Source organism: Burkholderia sp. LMG 13014, from assembly GCF_905232215.1.
In the GTDB taxonomy this organism is placed as follows: Bacteria; Pseudomonadota; Gammaproteobacteria; order Burkholderiales; family Burkholderiaceae; genus Burkholderia.
In genome coordinates this window covers 1-19731 of record NZ_CAJNKE010000014.1, presented here as the reverse complement: position 1 = coordinate 19731, position 19731 = coordinate 1, and the positions used below count along the sequence as shown (strand labels likewise).

The 19731-nt window shown below is 65.3% G+C and carries 28 protein-coding genes; 7 read left to right on the top strand and 21 right to left on the bottom strand.

All coding sequences use genetic code 11. From position 1 onward, the window contains the following. Positions 1-56: 56 nt before the first annotated feature. Positions 57-848, bottom strand: coding sequence for an abortive infection family protein (locus tag JYJ84_RS03815; protein ID WP_205182973.1), 792 nt, complete (start codon positions 846-848; stop codon positions 57-59). A gap of 51 nt (positions 849-899) precedes the next feature. Beyond that, positions 900-1868 carry a hypothetical protein gene (locus JYJ84_RS03810; RefSeq protein WP_205182970.1) on the bottom strand — a complete coding sequence of 323 codons (969 nt, stop codon included), beginning with the start codon at positions 1866-1868 and terminating at the stop codon, positions 900-902. Between the two features lie 202 nt (positions 1869-2070). Here JYJ84_RS03810 and JYJ84_RS03805 point away from each other — a divergent pair, with 202 nt between their 5' ends. Genes JYJ84_RS03805 through JYJ84_RS03785 form a run of 5 tightly spaced genes read left to right on the top strand, consistent with a single transcriptional unit; the run spans position 2071 to position 3512 of the window. Next, positions 2071-2331, top strand: a complete 261-nt coding sequence (locus tag JYJ84_RS03805) for a hypothetical protein (protein ID WP_205182967.1) — start codon at positions 2071-2073, stop codon at positions 2329-2331. A gap of 2 nt (positions 2332-2333) precedes the next feature. Then, positions 2334-2714 (top strand): hypothetical protein, encoded by a 381-nt coding sequence (locus tag JYJ84_RS03800; RefSeq protein WP_205182964.1) that lies wholly within the window; start codon positions 2334-2336, stop codon positions 2712-2714. Next, a complete protein-coding gene (locus JYJ84_RS03795) occupies positions 2711-2914 on the top strand; it encodes a hypothetical protein (RefSeq protein WP_205182961.1) in 204 nt (67 codons plus the stop codon). The genes JYJ84_RS03800 and JYJ84_RS03795 overlap by 4 nt, the downstream gene beginning before the upstream one ends. Beyond that, positions 2911-3279, top strand: a complete 369-nt coding sequence (locus JYJ84_RS03790; RefSeq protein ID WP_205182958.1) for a hypothetical protein — start codon at positions 2911-2913, stop codon at positions 3277-3279. Before JYJ84_RS03795 ends, JYJ84_RS03790 begins: the two co-directional genes overlap by 4 nt. Beyond that, positions 3276-3512, top strand: coding sequence for a hypothetical protein (locus JYJ84_RS03785; RefSeq protein WP_205182947.1), 237 nt, complete (start codon positions 3276-3278; stop codon positions 3510-3512). The genes JYJ84_RS03790 and JYJ84_RS03785 overlap by 4 nt, the downstream gene beginning before the upstream one ends. A gap of 5 nt (positions 3513-3517) precedes the next feature. Here JYJ84_RS03785 and JYJ84_RS03780 read toward each other — a convergent pair whose 3' ends face one another. Continuing rightward, positions 3518-3712: a helix-turn-helix domain-containing protein gene (locus JYJ84_RS03780; protein ID WP_374102084.1), complete on the bottom strand. Its 195-nt coding sequence runs from the start codon at positions 3710-3712 to the stop codon at positions 3518-3520. 185 nt (positions 3713-3897) lie between these two features. Between JYJ84_RS03780 and JYJ84_RS03775 the strand changes: the two genes are divergently transcribed. Further along, a complete protein-coding gene (locus JYJ84_RS03775) occupies positions 3898-5094 on the top strand; it encodes a hypothetical protein (protein ID WP_240201827.1) in 1197 nt (398 codons plus the stop codon). Between the two features lie 82 nt (positions 5095-5176). Continuing rightward, positions 5177-5506 carry a hypothetical protein gene (locus tag JYJ84_RS03770; RefSeq protein WP_205182942.1) on the top strand — a complete coding sequence of 110 codons (330 nt, stop codon included), beginning with the start codon at positions 5177-5179 and terminating at the stop codon, positions 5504-5506. A 164-nt stretch (positions 5507-5670) separates the two neighbouring features. Here JYJ84_RS03770 and JYJ84_RS03765 read toward each other — a convergent pair whose 3' ends face one another. From JYJ84_RS03765 to JYJ84_RS03685, 18 genes are all read right to left on the bottom strand, one after another. Beyond that, a complete protein-coding gene (locus tag JYJ84_RS03765) occupies positions 5671-6366 on the bottom strand; it encodes a hypothetical protein (protein WP_205182939.1) in 696 nt (231 codons plus the stop codon). 493 nt (positions 6367-6859) lie between these two features. Beyond that, on the bottom strand, positions 6860-7411 hold the full coding sequence (locus JYJ84_RS03760) for a helix-turn-helix domain-containing protein (protein ID WP_205182936.1): 552 nt from the start codon (positions 7409-7411) through the stop codon (positions 6860-6862). Positions 7412-7436: 25 nt separating this feature from the next. Beyond that, on the bottom strand, positions 7437-7700 hold the full coding sequence (locus JYJ84_RS03755) for a hypothetical protein (protein ID WP_205182933.1): 264 nt from the start codon (positions 7698-7700) through the stop codon (positions 7437-7439). 94 nt (positions 7701-7794) lie between these two features. After that, entirely contained in the window at positions 7795-8316 is a 522-nt protein-coding gene (locus JYJ84_RS03750) for a hypothetical protein (RefSeq protein WP_205182930.1), read from the bottom strand. Positions 8317-8408: 92 nt separating this feature from the next. Next, the gene (locus JYJ84_RS03745; protein ID WP_205182928.1) at positions 8409-8627 is read right to left on the bottom strand and encodes a hypothetical protein; all 219 of its coding nucleotides are present in this window, start codon (positions 8625-8627) and stop codon (positions 8409-8411) included. A 236-nt stretch (positions 8628-8863) separates the two neighbouring features. Beyond that, positions 8864-8986, bottom strand: a complete 123-nt coding sequence (locus tag JYJ84_RS38215; RefSeq protein WP_275890702.1) for a hypothetical protein — start codon at positions 8984-8986, stop codon at positions 8864-8866. Between the two features lie 356 nt (positions 8987-9342). After that, on the bottom strand, positions 9343-10080 hold the full coding sequence (locus JYJ84_RS03740) for a hypothetical protein (protein ID WP_205182926.1): 738 nt from the start codon (positions 10078-10080) through the stop codon (positions 9343-9345). A gap of 35 nt (positions 10081-10115) precedes the next feature. Then, complete coding sequence (locus JYJ84_RS03735) at positions 10116-10736, bottom strand: hypothetical protein (protein WP_205182924.1); 621 nt, start codon at positions 10734-10736, stop codon at positions 10116-10118. Between the two features lie 86 nt (positions 10737-10822). After that, positions 10823-13936 (bottom strand): autotransporter domain-containing protein, encoded by a 3114-nt coding sequence (locus JYJ84_RS03730; protein WP_205182922.1) that lies wholly within the window; start codon positions 13934-13936, stop codon positions 10823-10825. Between the two features lie 232 nt (positions 13937-14168). Further along, on the bottom strand, positions 14169-15836 hold the full coding sequence (locus JYJ84_RS03725) for an ankyrin repeat domain-containing protein (protein ID WP_205182915.1): 1668 nt from the start codon (positions 15834-15836) through the stop codon (positions 14169-14171). Between the two features lie 13 nt (positions 15837-15849). Beyond that, positions 15850-16284, bottom strand: a complete 435-nt coding sequence (locus JYJ84_RS03720) for a hypothetical protein (RefSeq protein ID WP_205182914.1) — start codon at positions 16282-16284, stop codon at positions 15850-15852. 13 nt (positions 16285-16297) lie between these two features. Continuing rightward, positions 16298-17323 (bottom strand): glycoside hydrolase family 3 N-terminal domain-containing protein, encoded by a 1026-nt coding sequence (locus JYJ84_RS03715; RefSeq protein WP_205182913.1) that lies wholly within the window; start codon positions 17321-17323, stop codon positions 16298-16300. A 2-nt stretch (positions 17324-17325) separates the two neighbouring features. Further along, positions 17326-17520 (bottom strand): hypothetical protein, encoded by a 195-nt coding sequence (locus JYJ84_RS03710; protein ID WP_205182912.1) that lies wholly within the window; start codon positions 17518-17520, stop codon positions 17326-17328. A gap of 4 nt (positions 17521-17524) precedes the next feature. Then, complete coding sequence (locus JYJ84_RS03705; RefSeq protein WP_205182911.1) at positions 17525-17935, bottom strand: hypothetical protein; 411 nt, start codon at positions 17933-17935, stop codon at positions 17525-17527. After that, positions 17932-18168, bottom strand: a complete 237-nt coding sequence (locus JYJ84_RS03700) for a hypothetical protein (protein WP_205182910.1) — start codon at positions 18166-18168, stop codon at positions 17932-17934. The genes JYJ84_RS03705 and JYJ84_RS03700 overlap by 4 nt, the downstream gene beginning before the upstream one ends. Then, complete coding sequence (locus JYJ84_RS03695) at positions 18165-18569, bottom strand: hypothetical protein (protein ID WP_205182909.1); 405 nt, start codon at positions 18567-18569, stop codon at positions 18165-18167. Before JYJ84_RS03695 ends, JYJ84_RS03700 begins: the two co-directional genes overlap by 4 nt. A gap of 15 nt (positions 18570-18584) precedes the next feature. Further along, a complete protein-coding gene (locus tag JYJ84_RS03690) occupies positions 18585-18968 on the bottom strand; it encodes a hypothetical protein (RefSeq protein ID WP_205182908.1) in 384 nt (127 codons plus the stop codon). A 308-nt stretch (positions 18969-19276) separates the two neighbouring features. Continuing rightward, positions 19277-19731: hypothetical protein (locus JYJ84_RS03685; protein ID WP_205189118.1), on the bottom strand; the 455-nt coding region annotated here is incomplete at its 5' end.

The following is a 19731-nucleotide window of genomic DNA, read 5'->3' as shown; positions in this document are numbered from 1 at the left end:
CGTTTGCGACATTGTAACGGTCCTTGCCCCAGCCACGCTCGCGCTTTGCCACCTGATCAAGGTGAATGGGCTTTTGCCCGTCCTTCGAGCGCACGGATGAACCGGATCGAAGCGCCGATGTGGCTGAAGATGAGCAACGCCTCCGAATGATTCAGGATGGGGTTGTCGTGCGCAAGACTCTTGTTGTTGCGCACGTCGTTGAACGCTTCCAGGACGCTGATGCTGCTGCGCAGGATGCGGTCGGTCATGTCCGACTCGATCAGGCCAGCGGCTCGTATTGCTTTGACATACTCGCCCATTAGGCTGTGCAACGGTTTGTCCCGGTTGACCTCGATGCCGCGGTGTTCGCAGTGCGTCCGCAAAAACTTCATGGCGAACACATGCAGCCGATCCAGCGCCGTCGCCGGCTCGTTCTGCTCGATCGCGGTGCGGATGTGCTTCGCCGCGGCTTCGAAATCAAGGTCGTTGACGCTGGCGGTGAACGCGTCGATCTCGGGAACCGGGCTCGACGGGTTTTGGTGAAGCCGGCCGATGATCTTGTCCACGTCGTCGAGCAACGCGGTATCCGCATCCGCCGGAAGGCACTCGTATTCGTTCGCGTGCTCGATCAATGCGACGAGCACCTTGGCGACGAGGTGGTCAGGCTCGACGGTCCAGAAACCTCGCATCCGGTTCGCCTTCGATCCGGAACTCAGGTTGATCCTGTACTTCGCATCGTCGATGTCGAGGCCCGTGTGTTCTTCGAAGAACATGGAAAACGTGCGATCGGAAAAGTTGAGCACGTAACCGCTGCCCATTCCGAGGAGGCGTTCCAGTTTTCGTTTTTCGATCGACGACAGAGTTGCCATTTGTGGTCTGTGTGTTGGCGGGTCTGTTGCTGATTGTAGCGACAAACGCGTTCAGCCCGCGGTCGCTGCGCCGCCGGCTGCCGGTGGGATGGGGATGCATGCCTGGCGATCGTCCGACACCACCCGGTCATACCGTTCAACGAACGTGCGCATCTTCTCCGGGTGATCATTGTACGAGGTGATCCACCGCGCGATCGCCGCGGCCACCGCCTCGATCAGGCCGAACGTATTGACGTACTTCATCATGGGGTTGTCGCTCGGCGGGTATTGCTGGGCGCCGACGTACGGGGTGAGCCGTGCGACCTTCCCGGCGGCGACCTTGCGAGACTCCAGGTTCGACATGTGGAGCAGGCTGTTTCGCAACTCCCACAACTCATCGGGCGTAGCTCCGGCCGGGGTCGGGTCGGCGAACGTGCGCAGCCAGTCGATGAAGACGGACGTTTCACCGCGGCCGCGCTCGCCGAACTCGACGTAAGCCACCGTGTCGAGAAACGACATCAGCAGTTTCAAGCACGAGATGTAGTGGCCGTTGTTGTACAGCAGCCGGATCGCCTTGAAATAGTCGTCATGGATCAGACCAGTCATGTCGAACGTGCCCTGCTCTTCGTTGCGATACTTGAACAGGTAGTCGTCCATTCGTCCTGGCTCCCCCACACCGTCCGGCAGTTTCGACATGTCGAGAGGCGCCAATGGCACGCTGACATCAGTTTTCGGCACGCCGTCGACGATCGACGTCATGCAAAACAGCGGCATGGGTCCGGCCCCGATGGCCGCGAACAACGGCTCAAACAGTTCGGTCACTTGCCCGAGCCGTTGCCGCACCTGGAACTGTATCGCCGTCATCGTGTTGACGACCCGGAACCGATCGACCGTCGCGAAATCGACCTCTGCACGTGACCGCAAAAAATCCATCTTCTTCGCGTCATTTCCCTGCCGGTAATACTGCTTGATCCCCACCGTTCGAAGTTCGTCGGCCTCAAAAAAGGCGTACACGTTGTAGATCGGTTCGTGCTTCTTCATCGCCCCAGCCTCGGTCTTGTTGTGCCGTCGATGTTACCCGATCGACCGCCGCAGGCGATCGGCCGCGTGAGCGGATCGAGGAGGCCTCCGGCCTCCATTTTTTTCGTCCGTTCCCAGCAAAAGCGCTCGTTGGCGCTGGACTCTCCGAACGTACCTGGTAGTACTAGAGGTGTTGGCACCAACGCTTTTCCTGGAGTTTCGAATGGCATCAGCAAAATCGACAACGCGGTGGTATCGCTGGAAAGAACAGCACGCGGCCGACCGCTGGCGTGCGTCCCTCGCGCTCGTGCGCAGTGTCGGGGCAAACGTCGACCGTGAACGCCAGTCGGTGACCCGAACCAACTACATCGGCGCCGCCCTGCTCGCGATGGAAAGCCTCACACCGGCCGAACGCCGGGCGTTCATCGACCGTTACGCCGCTCTGCACGGCACCCCCTTGAAAAACGTTGGGTCAACGTCATGAGCATGTCCGACCGCGAGCGGCGCTACGTCGCACGTCGCTACAAGTACAAGTACGAGCGCAGTGCGGCCCGTCGGACGCTTCGTCGCCTGCGCGACGCGCAACGGATGGCGGGGTACGCCGCGTTCGCTGGCCTGGCCGTGCTGCTCGACGTGGTGTTGCCGTTCACGCCGCTCAAGCCGAGCACGCCCGCGCGGCAAGCCGTTGGCTTCTGGACCGTCGGCGTGTGCGGTCTTGCGATCGTCGCGGCTTCCGTCGTCGCTGCCGTCGTGCTGCGTCAACGTACGGGCTGTGCTGTCGAAAAACTTGAACAAGCGAACCGGGGCTATGCGCGCGCCTGGTTGCGGCTTTACGAGTTGCGCGCGTCCATAAAGGAGGTCGTATGACGACACAAACCTCGATGTTTTACAACTACGTCCTGCCGGGTTGCCTGGCGTTTCTGCTGATCGCGGTCGGCATCACCATGATTGCCCTCGACGCGCCACGGCCTGTGGTGCTGACGACGTGGAGCACGGCCGTCCTGCTCGAACTGGCGATGTTCGCGCACCTCGTATTTTTCGACAAAGACTTCTGGAGCGCGCCATGAACGAACTGAACGAACATGACCCCTGGTTCAACACCGCCGACGACGTAGAGCCCGTGGCCGTGCCGGTGGAAAGCCCGGCGCGTGCGCGCGGCGTGTCGGTGCCGGGCGTCGCTGTAGCCGTGCTCACGTCGGGCGCTGTGGCCGCTGCGGGCGTGGTGGTGCTGCTGTTCACGCTGCGCGGCCTGCTGCCGCCGCCGTTCGCGCTGGCCGCCTTCCCGCTCCTGTTGGGCGCCGTGGCGATGCTGACCGCCGGGCTGGACCGGGCCGACGACGAGCATTTCGACCGGTGGCTGGGCCTGTCGTACAGGGGCGAGCAGCGCGTGGAAGCGCGCCAGGCTTACGCTGATTTGTGGAGGCGATCATGAGCACGCGAAAAAACATGAGGGTGTGGCGTCACGTCGTCGAAGCGCTGCGCCGGTGGTCACGGCCCAGCGCAAAACGGGAGGCGTCGCCGCGGCGTCGCCCTTGCGAGCCGGTCGGCGTGGACGATGACGGCAACAACGTCTACTCGCGCGAGGACCGCCTGGCGATCCTCGAGTACGGCCTGGCGCGACGGCTGGCCGCCGAGCAGCGGCTGGTGGAGGGCCGGGACCGTTGACCCTTTTACGCTCCGGCCTTCGCGAGCGCCGCAAGGGCCTTCACCGGCTGCACGCCGCAGGCCCGGCACCAGTCGAGGTAGAACAGCAGGTCGCACGACCGGGCTCCTTTTTCGAACTTTGAGACCGTCGATTGGTCGATGCCCAGCGCCAGAGCGAGGTCGGTCTGGTTCAGCCCAGCGTCCTCGCGAAGCGATCGCAAGTGTGTCGCCGTCGCGAGTACACGCTGGGTTCGGATTTTTTCAAATGAGGGCATAACGACATGTTAAACGCACGACCGCCCTGACGCACGAAAACTTTAGGCCATTTTGGCCTACTGGAGTTACGATGCGACCGCGTCAACACGTACCAACCATCAGCACCATCACCATCACCTTCGGGGGTTTTATGAACACGCTGCAAAACAGTCTCAAAACGTTGGCCGCGGCTGCGGCCGTGTCCTTGGCCCTCGCCGCTTGCGGTGGCGGTGGTGGTGGCGGTGGTTCGTCGGGCGGTAGCACTGGAACCGGCACCGGCACGACGACCAGCACGAACGGGGCTGCGCTTCTCGCCGCTTACAACCCGCCCGCCGACATCGCCGGGGACGTGGTGACGAACTACACCGGCCCGGCGTACAACGTCGGCAGCAGCGGCATCGTCTCGTCCTGTTCGAGCGCTGCGCTCGTGAGCACCACGGTGGTCGACGCGCCGGACGTGGTGGTGTTTGCTGCGAACGGCGCCAGCGTCAAGGCCCAGGAACTGGCCGCTGACCTGTTTGAGAACAAGGCGGTCCCCACGGTTCGCGCGGCGCTGGGCCTGCCGGCCACGGGCGTGGCGTTCGACGGCACGAACAAGGTTCAGTTGTGCGTCGACACGGCGCTCGGCACGAGCCTCGGCGAAACCGGCACGGCCGTGACAGGCCAAACCGGCCTTGGCGCACCCGGCCCGGTCATGCAAGTCATGTCGGCCGATAGCCCGAACTTTGATGCACGCTTCGCGGGTGCCACGTCGCTCGACGCCATGGCACCGTTGTTCATCCACGAGTCCACGCACGCCGCGCTGTACTCCATGACCGAACCGTTCGGTGGAACCGAAGTCTGGTTCCAGGAGGGCACCGCCACGACGGTCGCTGGGCAGAGCATCGGGACGAAGGCCAGCGTGCTCGCGACCGTGCAGGCGTCGGACCTGTTGACCGCCAACAACTCGAACGCGGACCTGAATGCGTACGGCGGTTACGAAGCGACGGTTCAATACCTGACCAGCACCGCGCCGGGCGGCTTGGGCTTCGGGCTCACCGGCCTGAAAACGTTCCTCGCGACGTACAAGGCCGCCGCCACCGCGCTCTGCGTCCAGCCGATCCCGGCGGGCCTGATCCCGCCGGCTTCGCAGACCGCTGGAATGCTGCCCGCCGGTAAGTACAACGTGTGCGCGTCGCAGGCTCCGGGCACCATCGACACGCGCCTGGAGACGGCGTTCGACCAGGCGTTCAGCGCGACCTTCAAAGACTCGAACGGGTCACCGCTCTACCTGCACACCGCCGACGATCCGAGCGGGAACAGCCTGGAACAAACGCTCTACCAACGCCTGAACAGTTTCCTGCAATGACCTGCCGGTGATGTTGCCAACGGCCCCTTCGGGGGCCGTTTTTCACGACACAAAAAAACCACCAATAAGAAAAAGGATCACCATGCAAACCATCGTGTCCGCGATAGCACTCCTCCTACTCGCCCTCATCATCGGCGCTTGCAACGTCGGCGCGTTCCGTTTAACGAACCGGTTGCGATGGCCGAAAAGCAGCGGTGCCCGTGCGTACGCGGGCCAAGCCGCGAGAAACCTCGGCAACGGCATCGGCACCCTTGCGTTGATCGGTGTCGCCGGCTGCGCCTGGCTCGCGATGGCCGCGCTCCTGAATCTCTCGCCGTGGCTGCAGGAGCACGGCGTCGCCGTGTTCGCGGTGGTGCTGGGCGTGCTCAACGCGGGCATTCTAGTGTGGCGGCTCGTCGCCTGGGACATCTGAAACACAGACTTGTCCACGGCCCGTGCCGGTGGGAAAACGGACCGCGGCCTTGCCGCACGCAAGAGTCCGTTTTTCCACGGGTCGCGCGCAGCGCGAGGCGGTGGGCAAGTCAGTGAGCATCATGAACGCATAAAAGGCCCTGGAAACAGGGCCTTTTTGCATTGTTAAGCGACCTTCGGAAACACCACGTCGGTGAACAGTCCGTCGATGGTGTCGCCGACCTCGGCGACGGGCGCCATCGCGGCTTTGCGGAGTGCTTCGAGTTTCACGCCGGTGGAGGCCTCGATGCGCTTATAAGCGTCTGCGAAGTCGTCCCGCATCTCGTTGAGGGCGTCGACCGGCGTGTGGCCGATGTCGAACAGGTGTGCGACGACGCGGGCGACGCGCGTGGCATGGAGCACGTCCGGGTACCGTTCGAGCAGAGCGCGCACCAGCAGTTCGGTCACCATGCTGCGCAGCGCCGCATCGCCAGAGGCGTCGGCGGCCCGTACCACGGTCATGAGGTTCGTCACTTTCGCGACCCGTGCGGCGTCATCGTCCTCGAAAGCGTTTTCCGCCGCTTTGAGGATTGTGCGTTCGATCTCGTAAAATCTGACCTCGCTGCCCAGCGCCTTGTCGAGCGCGCGGTACAACGTCTCGTAACCGCTTTTCTCGTACTCTTCGATCGCGGTGCAACCGTTCATCGCCTGACGGTTCACCCGGACCACGTGGCCCACGCCGCCGACGGTCACGCTGACGAACGCGGTGGCGTCGAACGTCATTCGCATGGTTTCGCTTGTTGTCTTGCCCAGGGTCAACGCAACGCAATGGACGCTGTGCCGGATCGCGGTTTCGATGGTCTTCAGGGTGGCGGCGGTCATGGAAGGCTCCTTTTCGGTGAACAGACCGGGTTGGTCTGGTACCGCCCTGACCCGCACGTCAGGCGGGCACTGTTTGAGGGGCTTTGCGTTGCGCGCTGCCTACAGTCAGTGTCTCGCACCATCGCGAAAAATCAACGCCGGTAAGCGGGTATTTTGTTTTACTCGCGAAAAAAAGTGTTTCTTTTTGCTACGGACTACATACAAATATCATGCGCTGCGAAGCGGGGACCGCAGGCAACGGGCCGCAGGCTGGGATCAGGCGCGACGCGCGCCAGGTTTGGGTTGGTTTTGGCGCTGTGACGTTGACGTTGACGTTGAAGCACCTTGTCCACGGCCCTCGCGTGTGTGCAACCGGACCGCGGCCACGCCGCACGCAAGAGTCCGGTTGTGCACACGTCGCGCCCTTGGGCGCGAGGCGGTGGGCAAGTCAGTGAGCATCATGAACGCAGAAAAGGCTCTGTTTTCAGGGCCTTTTCGCATGGTGCTCCGTCGGTCAGGCCCGTGCTTCCCGCTTCGCCTTCCTCGCTTCGCGCTTTTTGGCCAGGGCCAGCACGTCGGCGCGGTTCACGCGCTTGTTGCCGTGCTCGTCGAGCACCACCGGCAACGCCCCGGCCTTGATCAGGTTCGTGATGCTCGCCCGGTTTGCGTAGCCCAACAGGCGCCAGGCGTCCGCGTTCGACAGCAGCGGGCCAGCGGGCGGTGTGTTCTTCGCCGTCAGCCATGCCGTCAGGTCCGCGCGGTCGAACGCACGAACCCCGTTGACCAGCACAAACGGCAGTTCGCCGGTCCGTGCGGCGAGGCTCAACGTGGGCACGCTGCGACCGACGAACGCAGCGGCCTGTGAACAGGCCAGAAGCCCCATGGCCTCGATGACCGAGCGGTGGCGCCCCGGTGGCGGCACGAACGACTCGACCCACGCCTGGTCGAGTCGCGCGTCGCCGTCCAGCCATTTGCGGGCGGTGGCAAGCGAAACCTTGAAGCGTTCGGCAAACTGACGCAGGGTCAGGCCGCTGCTGTGCGGGGCGTGTTCGGCCGCTGTGGTCATAACGGTCTCCATGATGTTGCGATGCTTACCAGGCGGTGATGACGACCGTGCCGGTCACCTGGATCAAGTGCCCGGTGGCCGCGTCGCGGAAGTAGTAAGCGCCCTGCCCGTTGTGCGTCATTTCGATCGTGCCTTGCGTCGTCCATTGCCCAACGACCTTGCCACCGCTGTACAACTGGACGGTCTTGGGATCATTGTTCTGCATGACCGTGCTGTCCATACAGGCCGCCAGGGATGCGAGGGCCAACGTTGCGATCAGCAAGCGGGAGGCGGCGCGGAGAATGTGCATGACTGGCTCCTTTTCGGTGAACAGACCGGGTTGGTCTGTACCGCCCTGACCCGCACGTGAGGCGGGCACAAGGGGAGCGTCGACGTTTCAGGCGTCAGAGCCGTGCGTGCTCACGGGCCGGGAGCGATGCGCCAGCGCTCTCCACTGCCGCCTCGCGCAGCAGGCCCGCTTCGAGGGTGTTGAGCCACGCCTGGGACTCGCGTTTCACGAGCGGCAGGCCGGCGTCCGTGGCCTCGGCCCGCTCGTTCAGCACACGGCGCAGGGCCAGCACGTCGTCGTGGTCCGCGCCGTGCAGGGCTTCTTTGTGCGCCAGGGACAAGCAGTGTTTGAGTTTCGAGAACGGCCAGGCACGGGACGGGCTGCGGATCATCGCGCAGCATTCGAACTCTTCGTCGGGCCACCAGCGGCTGGCGTTGTCGTACGAACCGGCGGGCTTCGCACCGCTTTCGTGGTCCGCCAGCGCTTTGAGCGCAGCGGCCTGGCGGTCGGCCGGAACTTTGACCCAGGCGCGTTGATGCTTCGTGAGTTTGACGGGGGTTTGCTGGATCGCGGCGATGTCGTGGGCAATGCCTTGTGCGATCGACAGGGCGCGGTGTGCGGTGGTGAGGTTGTGCATGGTCGGCTCCTTTGGTCCAGGACCGGGATGGTCCTTGTGTACCGCCAAACCAGCCGTCAGGCTGGCACTGGTGGAGCGTTGCGCTGGCCGGCTTACTTCACGTCGGTCCATTCGCCCGTGTCGGCGTCGCGTTGCTGCTCGATCTCGACGAGGTAGCCGTTTTCGTCGATGTCGGCCTGCGTCATCATGGGCTCGCCCAGCGTTGCGCGGGCGTCGTCGAGTGCTTCGATGGGGGTTTCGCCGTGGCCGTACACAACATCGTTGTGGCCGGTGAAACGGTATTCGGTGCGGGTTGCGATGGTTGCTTGCATGATGGTCTCCTTGGGTTTGAGGGGCTTTGCGTCGCGCGCTGCCTGTCTCTGTAGTGTCTCGTACCACCGCAAAAAATCAACGCCGGTAAGCGGGTATTTTGTTTTACTCGCGAAAAAAAGTGTTTCTTTTTGCTACGGACTACATACAAATATCATGCGCTGCGAAGCGGGGCCGCAGGCAACGGGCCGCAGGCTGGGACCAGGCGCGCAAGCGCCCCATTGTTTTTGACGTTGGTTCAAGCGACGTGGACGTTGAGCCACCGGCCGCCGGTGAAGAGCATGAAAATGTGGCAGCCGTTGAGCACCACGGTGCGGCGGTCGCCTTCAGCGGGTGCGGGTCTGCGGGTCGTCGTGCACATGGCGTTTCCTCGTTCGTGGCCGCTCGACGGAGCCGCCTTGACGCGAGTCAGCACCGCATCAACGGACGCCAGGCCAGGGCACGCCGACGGCGTGGCGCAGCGAACCCTTGCCGGGTGCCGGGCGGTGCTACGCGTCGAAGAAAAGGCGGTCCTGTGAGCGAGTCACGGGTTTCGAGGTGTGTGCAGGTCGGCCTCGTCGCCAGCCATGGGCGTCAGCCTCGGCGGGCCTCCGGCCCCGGTTTTTTGCGCGTGCGCTCACGCGAACAACCCGGTGCGCTGGCGCGCCTGGTCCAGCCTGCGGCCCGATCCGTAGCGAACCGACGTACAGAGAAAAGGCCCTGTTTCAGGGCCTTTTCTCACAACCTCCTGCGTTGCTGCTCTCCTTTTCCGTTCCCAGGCAGCGCCTGGTGCAACACCTCGCTCTGGTAACGCACCAGCGCGGTCGCGAGCACGTGAGCCCGCTGTTCCCGCGCGCTCAACGTGGTGCGCTCGGGCCGCGTCGTCGGCGCGCCCAGTGTCGGGCGGTCGAGGTCGGCGCCGGCCCGTGCCAGGCGAGGCAGCACGCAGGTCGCCAGACGTTCGACCCATGCGGCCTCGTCGTCTTGCACGCTTCCCCGGTACGGGAACACCACGGTTTCCCACGTGCGGCACATCGCCGGGTCATTCGACTCATCGTTCAAGCCGGCCGCGGTGCAACCGGCGAGCACGAGGTCGAGCAGGTCGTCGCGTGCGACAACGGACGGGAGCGCGAGCAATGGGTACGGCGATGCACCCAACGCCAGGCCGGCGGTGATCAGGGTGGCCTCCGCCTCGTCCGCGCCCACTTCGGCCACGCGTCCGGCCAGGCGTCGGCGTGGCTCGTCGGGCAGGCTTTGCAGGTCGTCCGTCGGTGCGGCCATCGCGTGCTGCGCGAGCGCACGCACGGCGTCGTGGTGGTCCTCCTGCGCGAGACGCACGACGGTCGCAAACGCGGCGTGCTCGTTCTCGCTGCTGGCCTGCCGTTCGCACAGTTTCCGAAGGCGCCGGATGGTGTCCAGGCGTCGCAACGCGGTGTCGCGCAGGTTGTTGAAGGTCGTGAGCCACGCGATGGTCATGGTGCAAAAGGCCCGGCTTCCCGGGCTTCCCTCGTTTAGAAACTGCCCAGCCCACCCGGCAGGGTGATGCCGGTGAAAAAGGTGGACGCCAACATGGACGCGGTGGCATTGATGTTGATCGCCGCCGCACCGCCGAACAGGTGCGTCAACCCACGGCCCAAGCCGGCGCCCTGCTTGTCGCTGCCGTAATCCTTCAGGATCAGCAGGCCGCGGAAGAACGCCAGGTGGCCCAGCAGTTTCACGAACAGCAGGATGCCGTTCATCGCGTCGCCCACGCCGGGGATGCTGGACGAGCCGGCTTGCGACAGCAGTTGTGTGCCGGTGTTCGTGCCCAGACTCATGGTCTGCGTCATCGTGTCGATCCACGCCGGCATGGCGATCAGCGCCGCGCCGATGACGGCCATCCAGAGCGGCGTTTTGAGTGCCATGCGCCCATCGCCCACGTCCTTGAGTTTGATGAGGCCGATGCACGAGATGACGATGCCGGCCAGGAACGACGCCCCAACCGTCAGGTTGATGAGCGCAACCCAGGACGTGGACGCGTTGCTGAACGCCGTGGCGATGGAACCGGTGGACTGGGCCATGGCGGCCTGCGTGCCGACGGCAAGAGCGGCGGCCAGGAACAGCCGCGCGAATGTGGTGGTGGTGCGAGGCATGGAAACGCTCCGGTGAGCGGGCCGGTGGCCCGGTACCGGAAAACCAGCCCTTTCGGGCTGGCACCGGAGCGTTTCGCTTCGCTGGGTTAGAACGCCTTGCGCGCCTGAACCATGACGCTCTCCGCTTTGTAGCCGGCCCCGATCTGCACGTCGGCCCGTGCGCTCAACGACAAGCCGCGCGCACGGTAGACGGTCACGCCCAGGCCGAGGTCGGCGAGGTTGGCCGGCTGGGACAGGCCCACGGTCGTGAACGAGGTTTCGCCCGCGCCCACGAAGTTGGCCGTCGTGCTGGGCGTCGAACCGTTGAAGTCATGCACGTAGGCGAGGCGCAGTTCGGGCTCGATCGTGCCGGCTTTCGTGTCGAACGCCTGCTCGACCTTTACGCCCAGCGTGCTGCGCACGTCGGTCGTGCTCGCACCGCTGACGTTCAGGGCCACGCCGGCACCGCCGTCGCCCTCGGTGTACGCGTGCTGGTTGACGTACATCGCCGAGAGGCCGGCGTAGGGCGTGACGGTCACGCCGTGCGCCAGCGCGATCGGCAGGCCGGTCTCCAGGTTGGCGGTCACGGCCTCACCGTGAAAGTGCGCCGACGCCCCTGCGTTCACGCCCGGAAATGCGACGCTGCGGCTTTCGCTGAACTCGTTTTCGGACACGCCCACGCTGCCGTTCACGTACCACGTCTTGCCGTACGAACCGTAGGCGGTCAGGCCCAGCGCGTTCACACCGACGTGCTGACCGGCGTCGCCCGTGGCGTTCGCCGATCCGTTCACGTACGAGAGCATCGCACCGACACGCGCCCGATCGCCCACGGCGCGGTCGGCACCGACGACGATGCCGCCGTAGCCCATGGTGTAACCGTCGACGCCCGCGCTGCCGTTCTGTTGCGCTGCCCCGCCCACGCCTTGGCCCCACACGGTCCACTGCTGGCTCACGTCGTTCCGGGTCGAGTCGGCACGAGCGCCGATGGTCGACGCCAGGCCGTCGGCCATGCTGCGCACGAGGCCAGCGCCCACGGCGCGCGAGGTCGGCGCGAGTTGTGCGCCGGCCGCGTTTGCTTGCGCCGGGCTCGTCGCCGCTGCTGCAACGGCCGCGTTGTACGTGTTCAGCAGGCCCGGCGTCCAGCCGGTGTAAGCGAGCACACCGTTGAGCGCGGCCCGTGCGACGGGCGAGGTCGCCACATCGGCCACGGCTGGCGTGGTGGTGGTCGTGGTGCCCGTGGTCGTGGTCGGGCTGGTCGTGGTCGTGGTGGAGTCCGGCGCCGACGGTTCGGTGGTCGTCGTGTTGCTGGGCGTGGTGGTGGTCGACGTGCCGGTTCCGGTGCTGATCGTCGACGTGTTGCTCAACGTGACCACGAGGTCCGTGCGGCCGTCGTGCGTGACGGTCGACGGCGTGACGGTGCCGTTGAAGCCATCCACGCTGGCCGTGATCGCACCGGTGTTGTACGAGCCGGTGCCCGCGGCGCTGATGAGGTCGAACCGCTGGCCCGCGGTCGGGTTGTACGCCGTGAGCGGTTTGAGCGCGACGGTGGAACCGGCTTCGGTGGTTGCGTTGCCGCTGACCATCAGGCGGCCATACGCGTCGGCGCTCTGTACCTGCGACGTGAACGTGGCCCCGGCCTGAACGTCGACGTTTCCGTTCACGTCCACCTGGCGGAACGCCACCAGGTTGCCGCCCGCGCCGACGCTCAGGGTGTTCGAACCCAGGTTCACCGTGTCGTCGAGCACGACGTTGCGGTTCAGCATCAGGTCTTGCCCGACGCTGTTGATGACCGACTGCTCGCCGTTGACGCCGGTGAGCAGGCCTTGCTCACCGCCTGCCGTGTTGCCGTTCGTGTAGTCCGACGAGCCGGTCAACACGAGCGCGTTCGGCGACAGGTTGTTGATCGCACCTTGCACCTGGCCGTCCAACTCGATCGCGGCTTGGGCCGTCGACTCGAGTTGCAGCGCTGCGCCGGTGCCGGTGTTGCTCAACGTGCCGCGCAGCGTCAGCGCCGCGTTGCCGGCCACGTCGATCGTCGGGGCCACGCCTGCGGCGGTGATGGTCGTGCCGCGGTCGGTGCTCACGGTCGCGCTCGCGCCGGCCAGCACGTTCAGCGCCGAGCCGTTGGTGCTCGACAACGTGCTCGTATCGCTCATGGTGAGAAACAGGTCGCCGCTGTCCTGCACGCCAGCGCTCGAACCGGAAACGCTGGAAGTGTCTTGCATCGCCAGGCGTGCGTTCGCGCCCGCGCCGATGCTCATGCCCACGCCCCCGGTCGACGCGATGGACCCGCTGCCGGTGACGCTGACGTTCCCGGAACCGTTGACATCAAGGCCGTCGGCGCTGCCGTCGGTGCCCGCGATGACGCCCGCGTCGTTCACGTTTGTGCTGGTGCCGGGTTCGATCACGACGGCGGCTGTGCCCGTGCCGTTGATCGCGCCGGTGGCGGTGTTGTTCAAGTTGTTGAACGTGCCGCCCGCGTCGACGCCGGTGGAACCGGAAATCAGGTTGTTGTTCGTGAGCGTGTCGACGAAACTGGTGGGCTGGCTTGAGTTCACACCGTCGCCGTGGGTCGACAGGATTTTGCCGTTGTTCGTCACGATCGGCATGGTGCCGTCGTTCGCCAAGGCGTCCGCGTTCGTGCTGGTCACTTCGCCCGTCGGGCCGTTCGTGAACGCCGTGGTGGTTGCGCCCGCGTCGTTCTGCACCGCGGCGTAGGGGCCGGGTGCGGTGACCAGGCCGTCGTTGTTCATCGCGTCGATGCTGCCCTGGTTTTCGAACTGGACGATCGTGCCGGTCGCGCCGTTCGTGAGCGTGTTGATGGAACCGGTGGCTCCGTTGAACACGCCGGGCTGCGTCGGGATCGCTTCTACCGTGCCTTCGTTTGTCATCGTCGTGATCGGGCCAGTGTTGTTCACGCCGTACAGGTTGCCCTTGATCGTCGAGCCGGTTGGGTTGTCGAACGTGCGGATGGCCGCGCTGGTGTCCACACCGTCGGCGTCACTGCCGCCGTCGTCGATGCCGCTATTGGTCACGGTGCCGATGACCGTGGTGCTGTCGGGTCCGATCGTGACGCCGTTTCCGCCGTTGAGGTCAAGCGTCGGCTGCGAAGCGGTGACGGAAACTTGCGCGTGGGCCGGGACGGTGAGCGCGACGGCCGTGAGGACGGCCAGGCTGACGGCGGAACGGCGAAGGTTGAACGAGGGGTTGATGCGTTGCATGCAAAGGCTCCGAGCGTAGAGCAGACCGGCGGTCTGGTACGCACGAACCCGCATTGCCTGCGGGCACTGGAGCGTTTGCACCAACGCTTTAGTTGTCGCTCCAGCCGGCCTCGATGTCAACGGTGTGCGGCCAAAAACCCCTGAAAATCGGGGGCTGGCCTGGTCGAACGGGCAAAAAAATGGGCGGCTTGCGCCGCCCTGTTCACTCGCTTACGCGCCGATCGCCACGGCGTCAGGCCGGTCCCATGCCGCGCGCCTGGTTCAGCAGGGCAGCGGCTTCGTCGGCGAACGCCTCGAGTTCCGCGCGCTCCCGTGCTTCGTCGAGCAACGTCAACGCGTCGCGGTCGGCCTGCAGCCAGGCGTTGCGACCTTTCATGTACGCCTCATAAATCACCGGGCGCTTCAGGATGAACGGCCAGGCGGTCGGTCCTTCGCTTTCGTCGTCCTCGTCGTACCACTGGTTTTCGACGTGCGGGTTCGCGCCCCATCGCGAGAGCATTTCAATGCGCTCCGGCCATTCAAAGTCGTCGCCTTCACCAGCGCCCTCGTCGATATAATCTTCGATTTGCCTCGTCAAGATCGTGAGCATGGTGCGGCCGTAGCACTGCCCGTTGGGGTCCGCGCCCAACGCCAGAAGCCAACTGATGTACTCCGTCCGTCCGCGCAGCAGAGCGATGCGCAACGGCTTGCCGCTGCCGTTGAATCCGTTGGGGTCCGCGCCCTCGTCGAGCAACTTGTGAAACGCGCCCGTCCAGTGCTTATTGATGGCCCGGCACAGTTCGCGTTCAAGCCGCCGACCCTCGGCGTCGCTGTGCCGTTTCACGAGCCGTGCTGGTCGCGGTTGCCGAACCGGCTTCATGTCGGCCCAGTGCTGCATCCAGGCACGCACCGCAGGCACCACGGGGACGTCGTCCGACTCCACGTCGTCGTGCTGCTCGTCCGGCCCGTCCAGCGAGTCGAAGAGGTCGCCGAACTCGCGCCGCGCGTGCTTCTCGAGTGCGATCTGCTCGGCCGTCGGGTGGCGTTGGCCCTCGGCGTCGATGTACACCGGTGCCGGGCCGACGTTCCAGGTCAGTTCGGCGGCCAGCGCTTCGCGTTGATCTTCGTCCGCGCGATCGCGGTAATGCTGCGCCAGCGCGTCGGCCTTGTCCCGTTCTTTCTGTTGCACGTCACTGCGCCACACCATCGCGTCCTGCAGCACGCTCTCCATGCGCTCGCGATGCCGGTCCCAGCGGATTTTGATCAGCCCGGCGATCGTGAACATGGCGGCGCTCGTCATCATCGTGGTGAGCACAATCAACCAGAACGAGTGCACCGGCGCTATGGCGTAGCAGTCCCCGGTGAGCACCCCGACCTCGGCCAGCGCGCCGATCAGCAGCCACGTCGCCGCGCGGCGGCCGTGGCGCATCGCCCGGTCGGTGAAACGGTCGAGCGCGATGTCCGAGTCGATTGCGTGGTCCTCGTCGTCGTCCTCATCGTCGTCGTCCTCATCGTCGTCGTCGTGCTGGTTCGTGGGCCGGTCGTCGTCCGCGGCCTCATCGCCGCCCAGCACAATGTCGCCCACCAGCCGGGCCGCTTCGTCACGCTCCTCTTCAACCACCGCGCGGCAAGCCTTCCATCTGCTGGTCGCGACCCGGACGGCCACGGCGGTAGCGCCGATAATGCCAAAGCCGATCACCCCCGCGGCCCACGGGTGGTTGCGGAGGCAGATGAACAGGCAAAGGAAGGCAATGGCCGCCAGGACATACGAAAGAACGGCAATCAACCGGTACGTGATGCCTCGATCGCTGTATTGCCTTGCACGTTCCTCGGCCTTCGCCACCGCCTCACGGGTGGCATCGTCGCGCTCGTCGCCGCTGCCGACCGAGGCGTTTTGCGTGTGCAAATGCGTGGTGCTCATGACGGTCTCCTAGTCAGTTGGTGTTCACAGCACCAACGCACGCGGCGGCCGGGTTGCCGCTGTACACCGCGCCGTCGGTCACGCTGACGAGTTGACGCGAGCAGTTCGGGAAAACGGTCCACGACCGGATGACGGCGCCGCTCACAGAGCACCACGCGGAGTCCGACACCGGACCGGCGGTGCAGTAGCCCATGCCCGCAAAGTCGGCCTGGCTGCTGGGGGCCAGCCCGCACGTGTCGGTGATCTTCGTCCAGTCCGTGAAACTGCCAGACGCCGACGCAATGCGCGCGTCGTACGTCGTGAGCGAGAAAAACACCGCGGTGCAACCGCCGGACGTGGCCGTCTGGTAGTAGCCCTGCGAGCTGATGACTTGCGCGTGCGCTGGGGCGGTGAGCAGGGCCGTGAGCGCGATCAGCGCGGCGGAGATGGTGGTGATGAGGTTGCGCATGGTGGTCTCCAGGTCAGTGTCGGTCGGGGTGAATGAGACCCAACGACGAGGAAAAGTCGATGGGCGAGGTCTTGCGCCGGGCGATCGCCGCGGTCTTGAACGCGGCCACACGGTCGATCCTGGCGCGCATGTCGTTGGGGTCCAGCGCGCCGTTCTGCAACGCGCCGATGATGAGCGGGATGGCCTCGTCGACACGGCGCGGAGTCGAGACGACCACCACGTCGACGCTTTTGAGCGCTTGCACGACCGCCTCGGGCCGGTTCGACACCTCCCACAGCGCGTCGGACATCACCAGGCCGCGAAAGCCCGCAGCGCGCAAGTGCTGGACGTACACCGGGTCGAGCACGGCGGGCAGCAGCGACACGCTCGGGTAGACGCGGTTCGACAGCATGACGATCGGGGCCGCGTTCAGCGGGAAGGCGTCGGCCATGGCCCACACGGCGGCGGCTGAACCATCGCATCGCTCGACTTCATGGCTGCCCTTTCGCAACTCGAAACCCGGCAACGAAGTGACGGGCCGGCAGACGGCCGTTTTCCCCGGGTAATGCTTCAACACCGGGGCGACGCCCGCGGACTGCATCGCGTTGGCAAAGCGGGCCGCGATCGCTGCGGCCTGTCGCGGGTCGTTCGAATAACTGCGGTCTTTGTCGAACACTTCGGCCACCGGGGCGTTGTCAACGTCGATGCACGCGTTGACCAGCACCTTGCCGGCCCGTTCGACTTGCGCGCCGAACGCGGCGGGCGTCATCGCTGCGGCGTCCCAGGCGGGCGGCGGTGCCTCCTGATTTTTCAGGTTTCGCACAACGCCGCCCTCCTGGTCGCTCAGGATCAACACGGTCGGATGGGCCTTGCGCAGATCGCACGCGAGCGACGGTCGAACGTCGAGTTGGTTGCGGATCAGCAGCGCACCGAACAGATGGCTGTCGAGCGGTGGGTTCTCCACCACGAACAACGACCGCAGTTCGTCCGCCGTCGGCAACGGGGCCGCGGTGCAGAACGCGGGGACAGCGAGCAGCATGGCGATGGCGAGTGTCCGCATGATCACTTCCCCTCGCCCCGGCTGGGTTCGTCTTTCAGAAGCATGTGAACGCAGAACGTAAGAGCCGCCGCGGCCACGATGCAACCCAGGTTGAAAGCGTTGGAGTTCGATTGCGCGTGGTTGAGCACGGTGAACAGCAGGCCCGTGAACACGAGGAGAACGGCAAGCAGCAGGCCGTGTTTGGCGATGTTGTTCATGGCCTCACCCTCCGAGCCGTGAAACGAGGCCGTTGGCGCCCCACATCGCCGCCGTGAGCCATACATCGGTGCCCAGTGTCCCGGTGGCCGCTGCGACGGTGGCGGCCTGGTAAGCGTGGGCAATCGCAAGCAGGCCGGGCCGGTCGAGGTTCTGCACGACAGGCCAGTACAGCGTGGGGTCCGCGATGGCGGGGCTGTGCTTCATCAACGCTTCAATGGCGGCGATCGAGACGGCCGTGTCTTTGCGCAACGCGTCCAGCGCGATGGCCGGGGCCAACGCGGCTTGGGCCTGCTGCAAGAGCAGCGACAGGGCCACGACCTCGGCCGTCTCGGCCTTTTTTGCGTCCTCGCTTTCGGCGCGGACGTTCGACGCCAGGGCCAGCAGCATGGCGGCGATGGGGAGGGCTTTTTTCATGATTTGCTCCGCTCGTTGAGCGTGCCCAGCACGCGGTTGAGGCCTGAACGTTTTGCGACGTACAAGCGGACGGCGATCACCAGCGACACGGTTGCAAAAACGCCGTGGGCCGGTGCGGCGTCGGCCGGCTCGCGCACGAGCGCAAGGGCTTGCCAGGCGCTGACGGTCACCAGCGCAACGAAAAGCACCGGACGGACGTAGCGAAGAGCGTTGAACAGGTTCGGGATTTTCATGCGTTCACCGCGGCGGTAGGTGTGGACGTGATGCCGTCGATGGCCGATTGCCACGCGAGCGACGTGGGGATTTGCACGTCGGGCAGCAGGCGGGCCAAGCGTCGCGCGCGTGCCCGCTCTTCGAACTGGGCCGTTGCCTCTGCCTGGAATGCGTCCCATGCGGCGAGCATTTGACGCAAAGCCGCCGCACTGGCCGCGGCCTGCGCCTGCTGCGCGATACGTGCCGTGCGACGTTCAGCGCGTGCGCGTGCGCGGGCGCGTTTCAGGACGAGGGCACGGGCTTGCTGTGCTTCCGTTTTTGTTGCGCGACGAATGATCTTTGCGGACAGCCACGGCAGCGTGACCGGGAGTTCTTGAGCCGAGTCGGCTGCGTGCTCGATGTTGAGTGCGAGGGAGTACATGGTGTGGGCTCCCGTTCACTTGCCGGACCGGTCGTCGGCCGGCAGCAGTTGCACGTCATTGCCTGAACCGTTGATCGTGGCGATGTTCGCCAGCGGCGACGGGAACCACTCCAGGGGTGAACGGAACAGGTCGAGCGCGCGCGCGTCAAACGTGCGGTGACGAAGCAAGAACGCGCGGAACGCGCCGCTGAACCACGTGGCGCCGGTGTACGCTGCTGCACCGATACGAGCCAGCACCAGCGCGAGGCTTGCATGTCCGTGGGCAGCAGACAGGACCGCAAAGGTGAGGTTTAACAGGAACGCAAAACCGGCGATGTATGCGGTGAACGATGAAGCGCGGTAAGCGCGCTGAAGGTCTGCTTCGGACATGTCGGCGGTGCGACGGTGGAAGTCGTTCATGAGGGGCCTCGGGCAAGTTGTTAAAGAGCGAGTGGGCTGCGGCGTGAGCGTTGGCACCAACGCTTTAGTTGTTGCTCCAGGCGATGCCGCTGTCAAGCGTGTACGACAAAAAAACGCCCTGTTTTCAGGGCGTTTCTGGGTTTTTATCGGGTCACGACTTACGGTTCGATGTTGGTGCTCGCATACCGCTGGCGTGCGCGAAAAAACGAAGGCATCGGGACACCGCTGACGCCTGCTTGCTGGCGAGCCGGTCCAGCCAAAACAAAGGCCCGGTTGCCCGGGCCTTCGATGCGGTGGTGAAGCGGGGATCAGTCGGTGCTGGTCTTGTCATCGTCCACCGGTTTCTCCACCGGGGCGTCCTGCTCCTTTCGCGGTTCGCTGGACGGGTTGGACGGATCGGCCCTGCTGGTCGAGTCGTCGACCAGGCGCTTGTGCATTTCGCGCACGCGCTCCATGCCCTCGTTCAGCCGTTGCAGGCGGTCCGCGGTCGTGGGCGCATCGCCTGCACCACCCTCGCCCGTGCTGCGTCCGGGAGCCTCTTTCGTTGCCGCTCCGCGATCCGGGCTTACGGGCGTGACGGCCGGCCCTTCGGCGGAAGCCTTGCTTCCGGCGGCATCGCCCGGCTTGCCATCAGTCTTGGCGCGCGCCTCTTTCAGACTGCCTTCGCCACCGCTGGCCGGCGTGCGTTTGCTCGGGTCGGTGATCTCAACAGCACGCCCCACGCCCCGTTCCTCGTACTTCGCATCGCGGCCCTGCTCGCGCT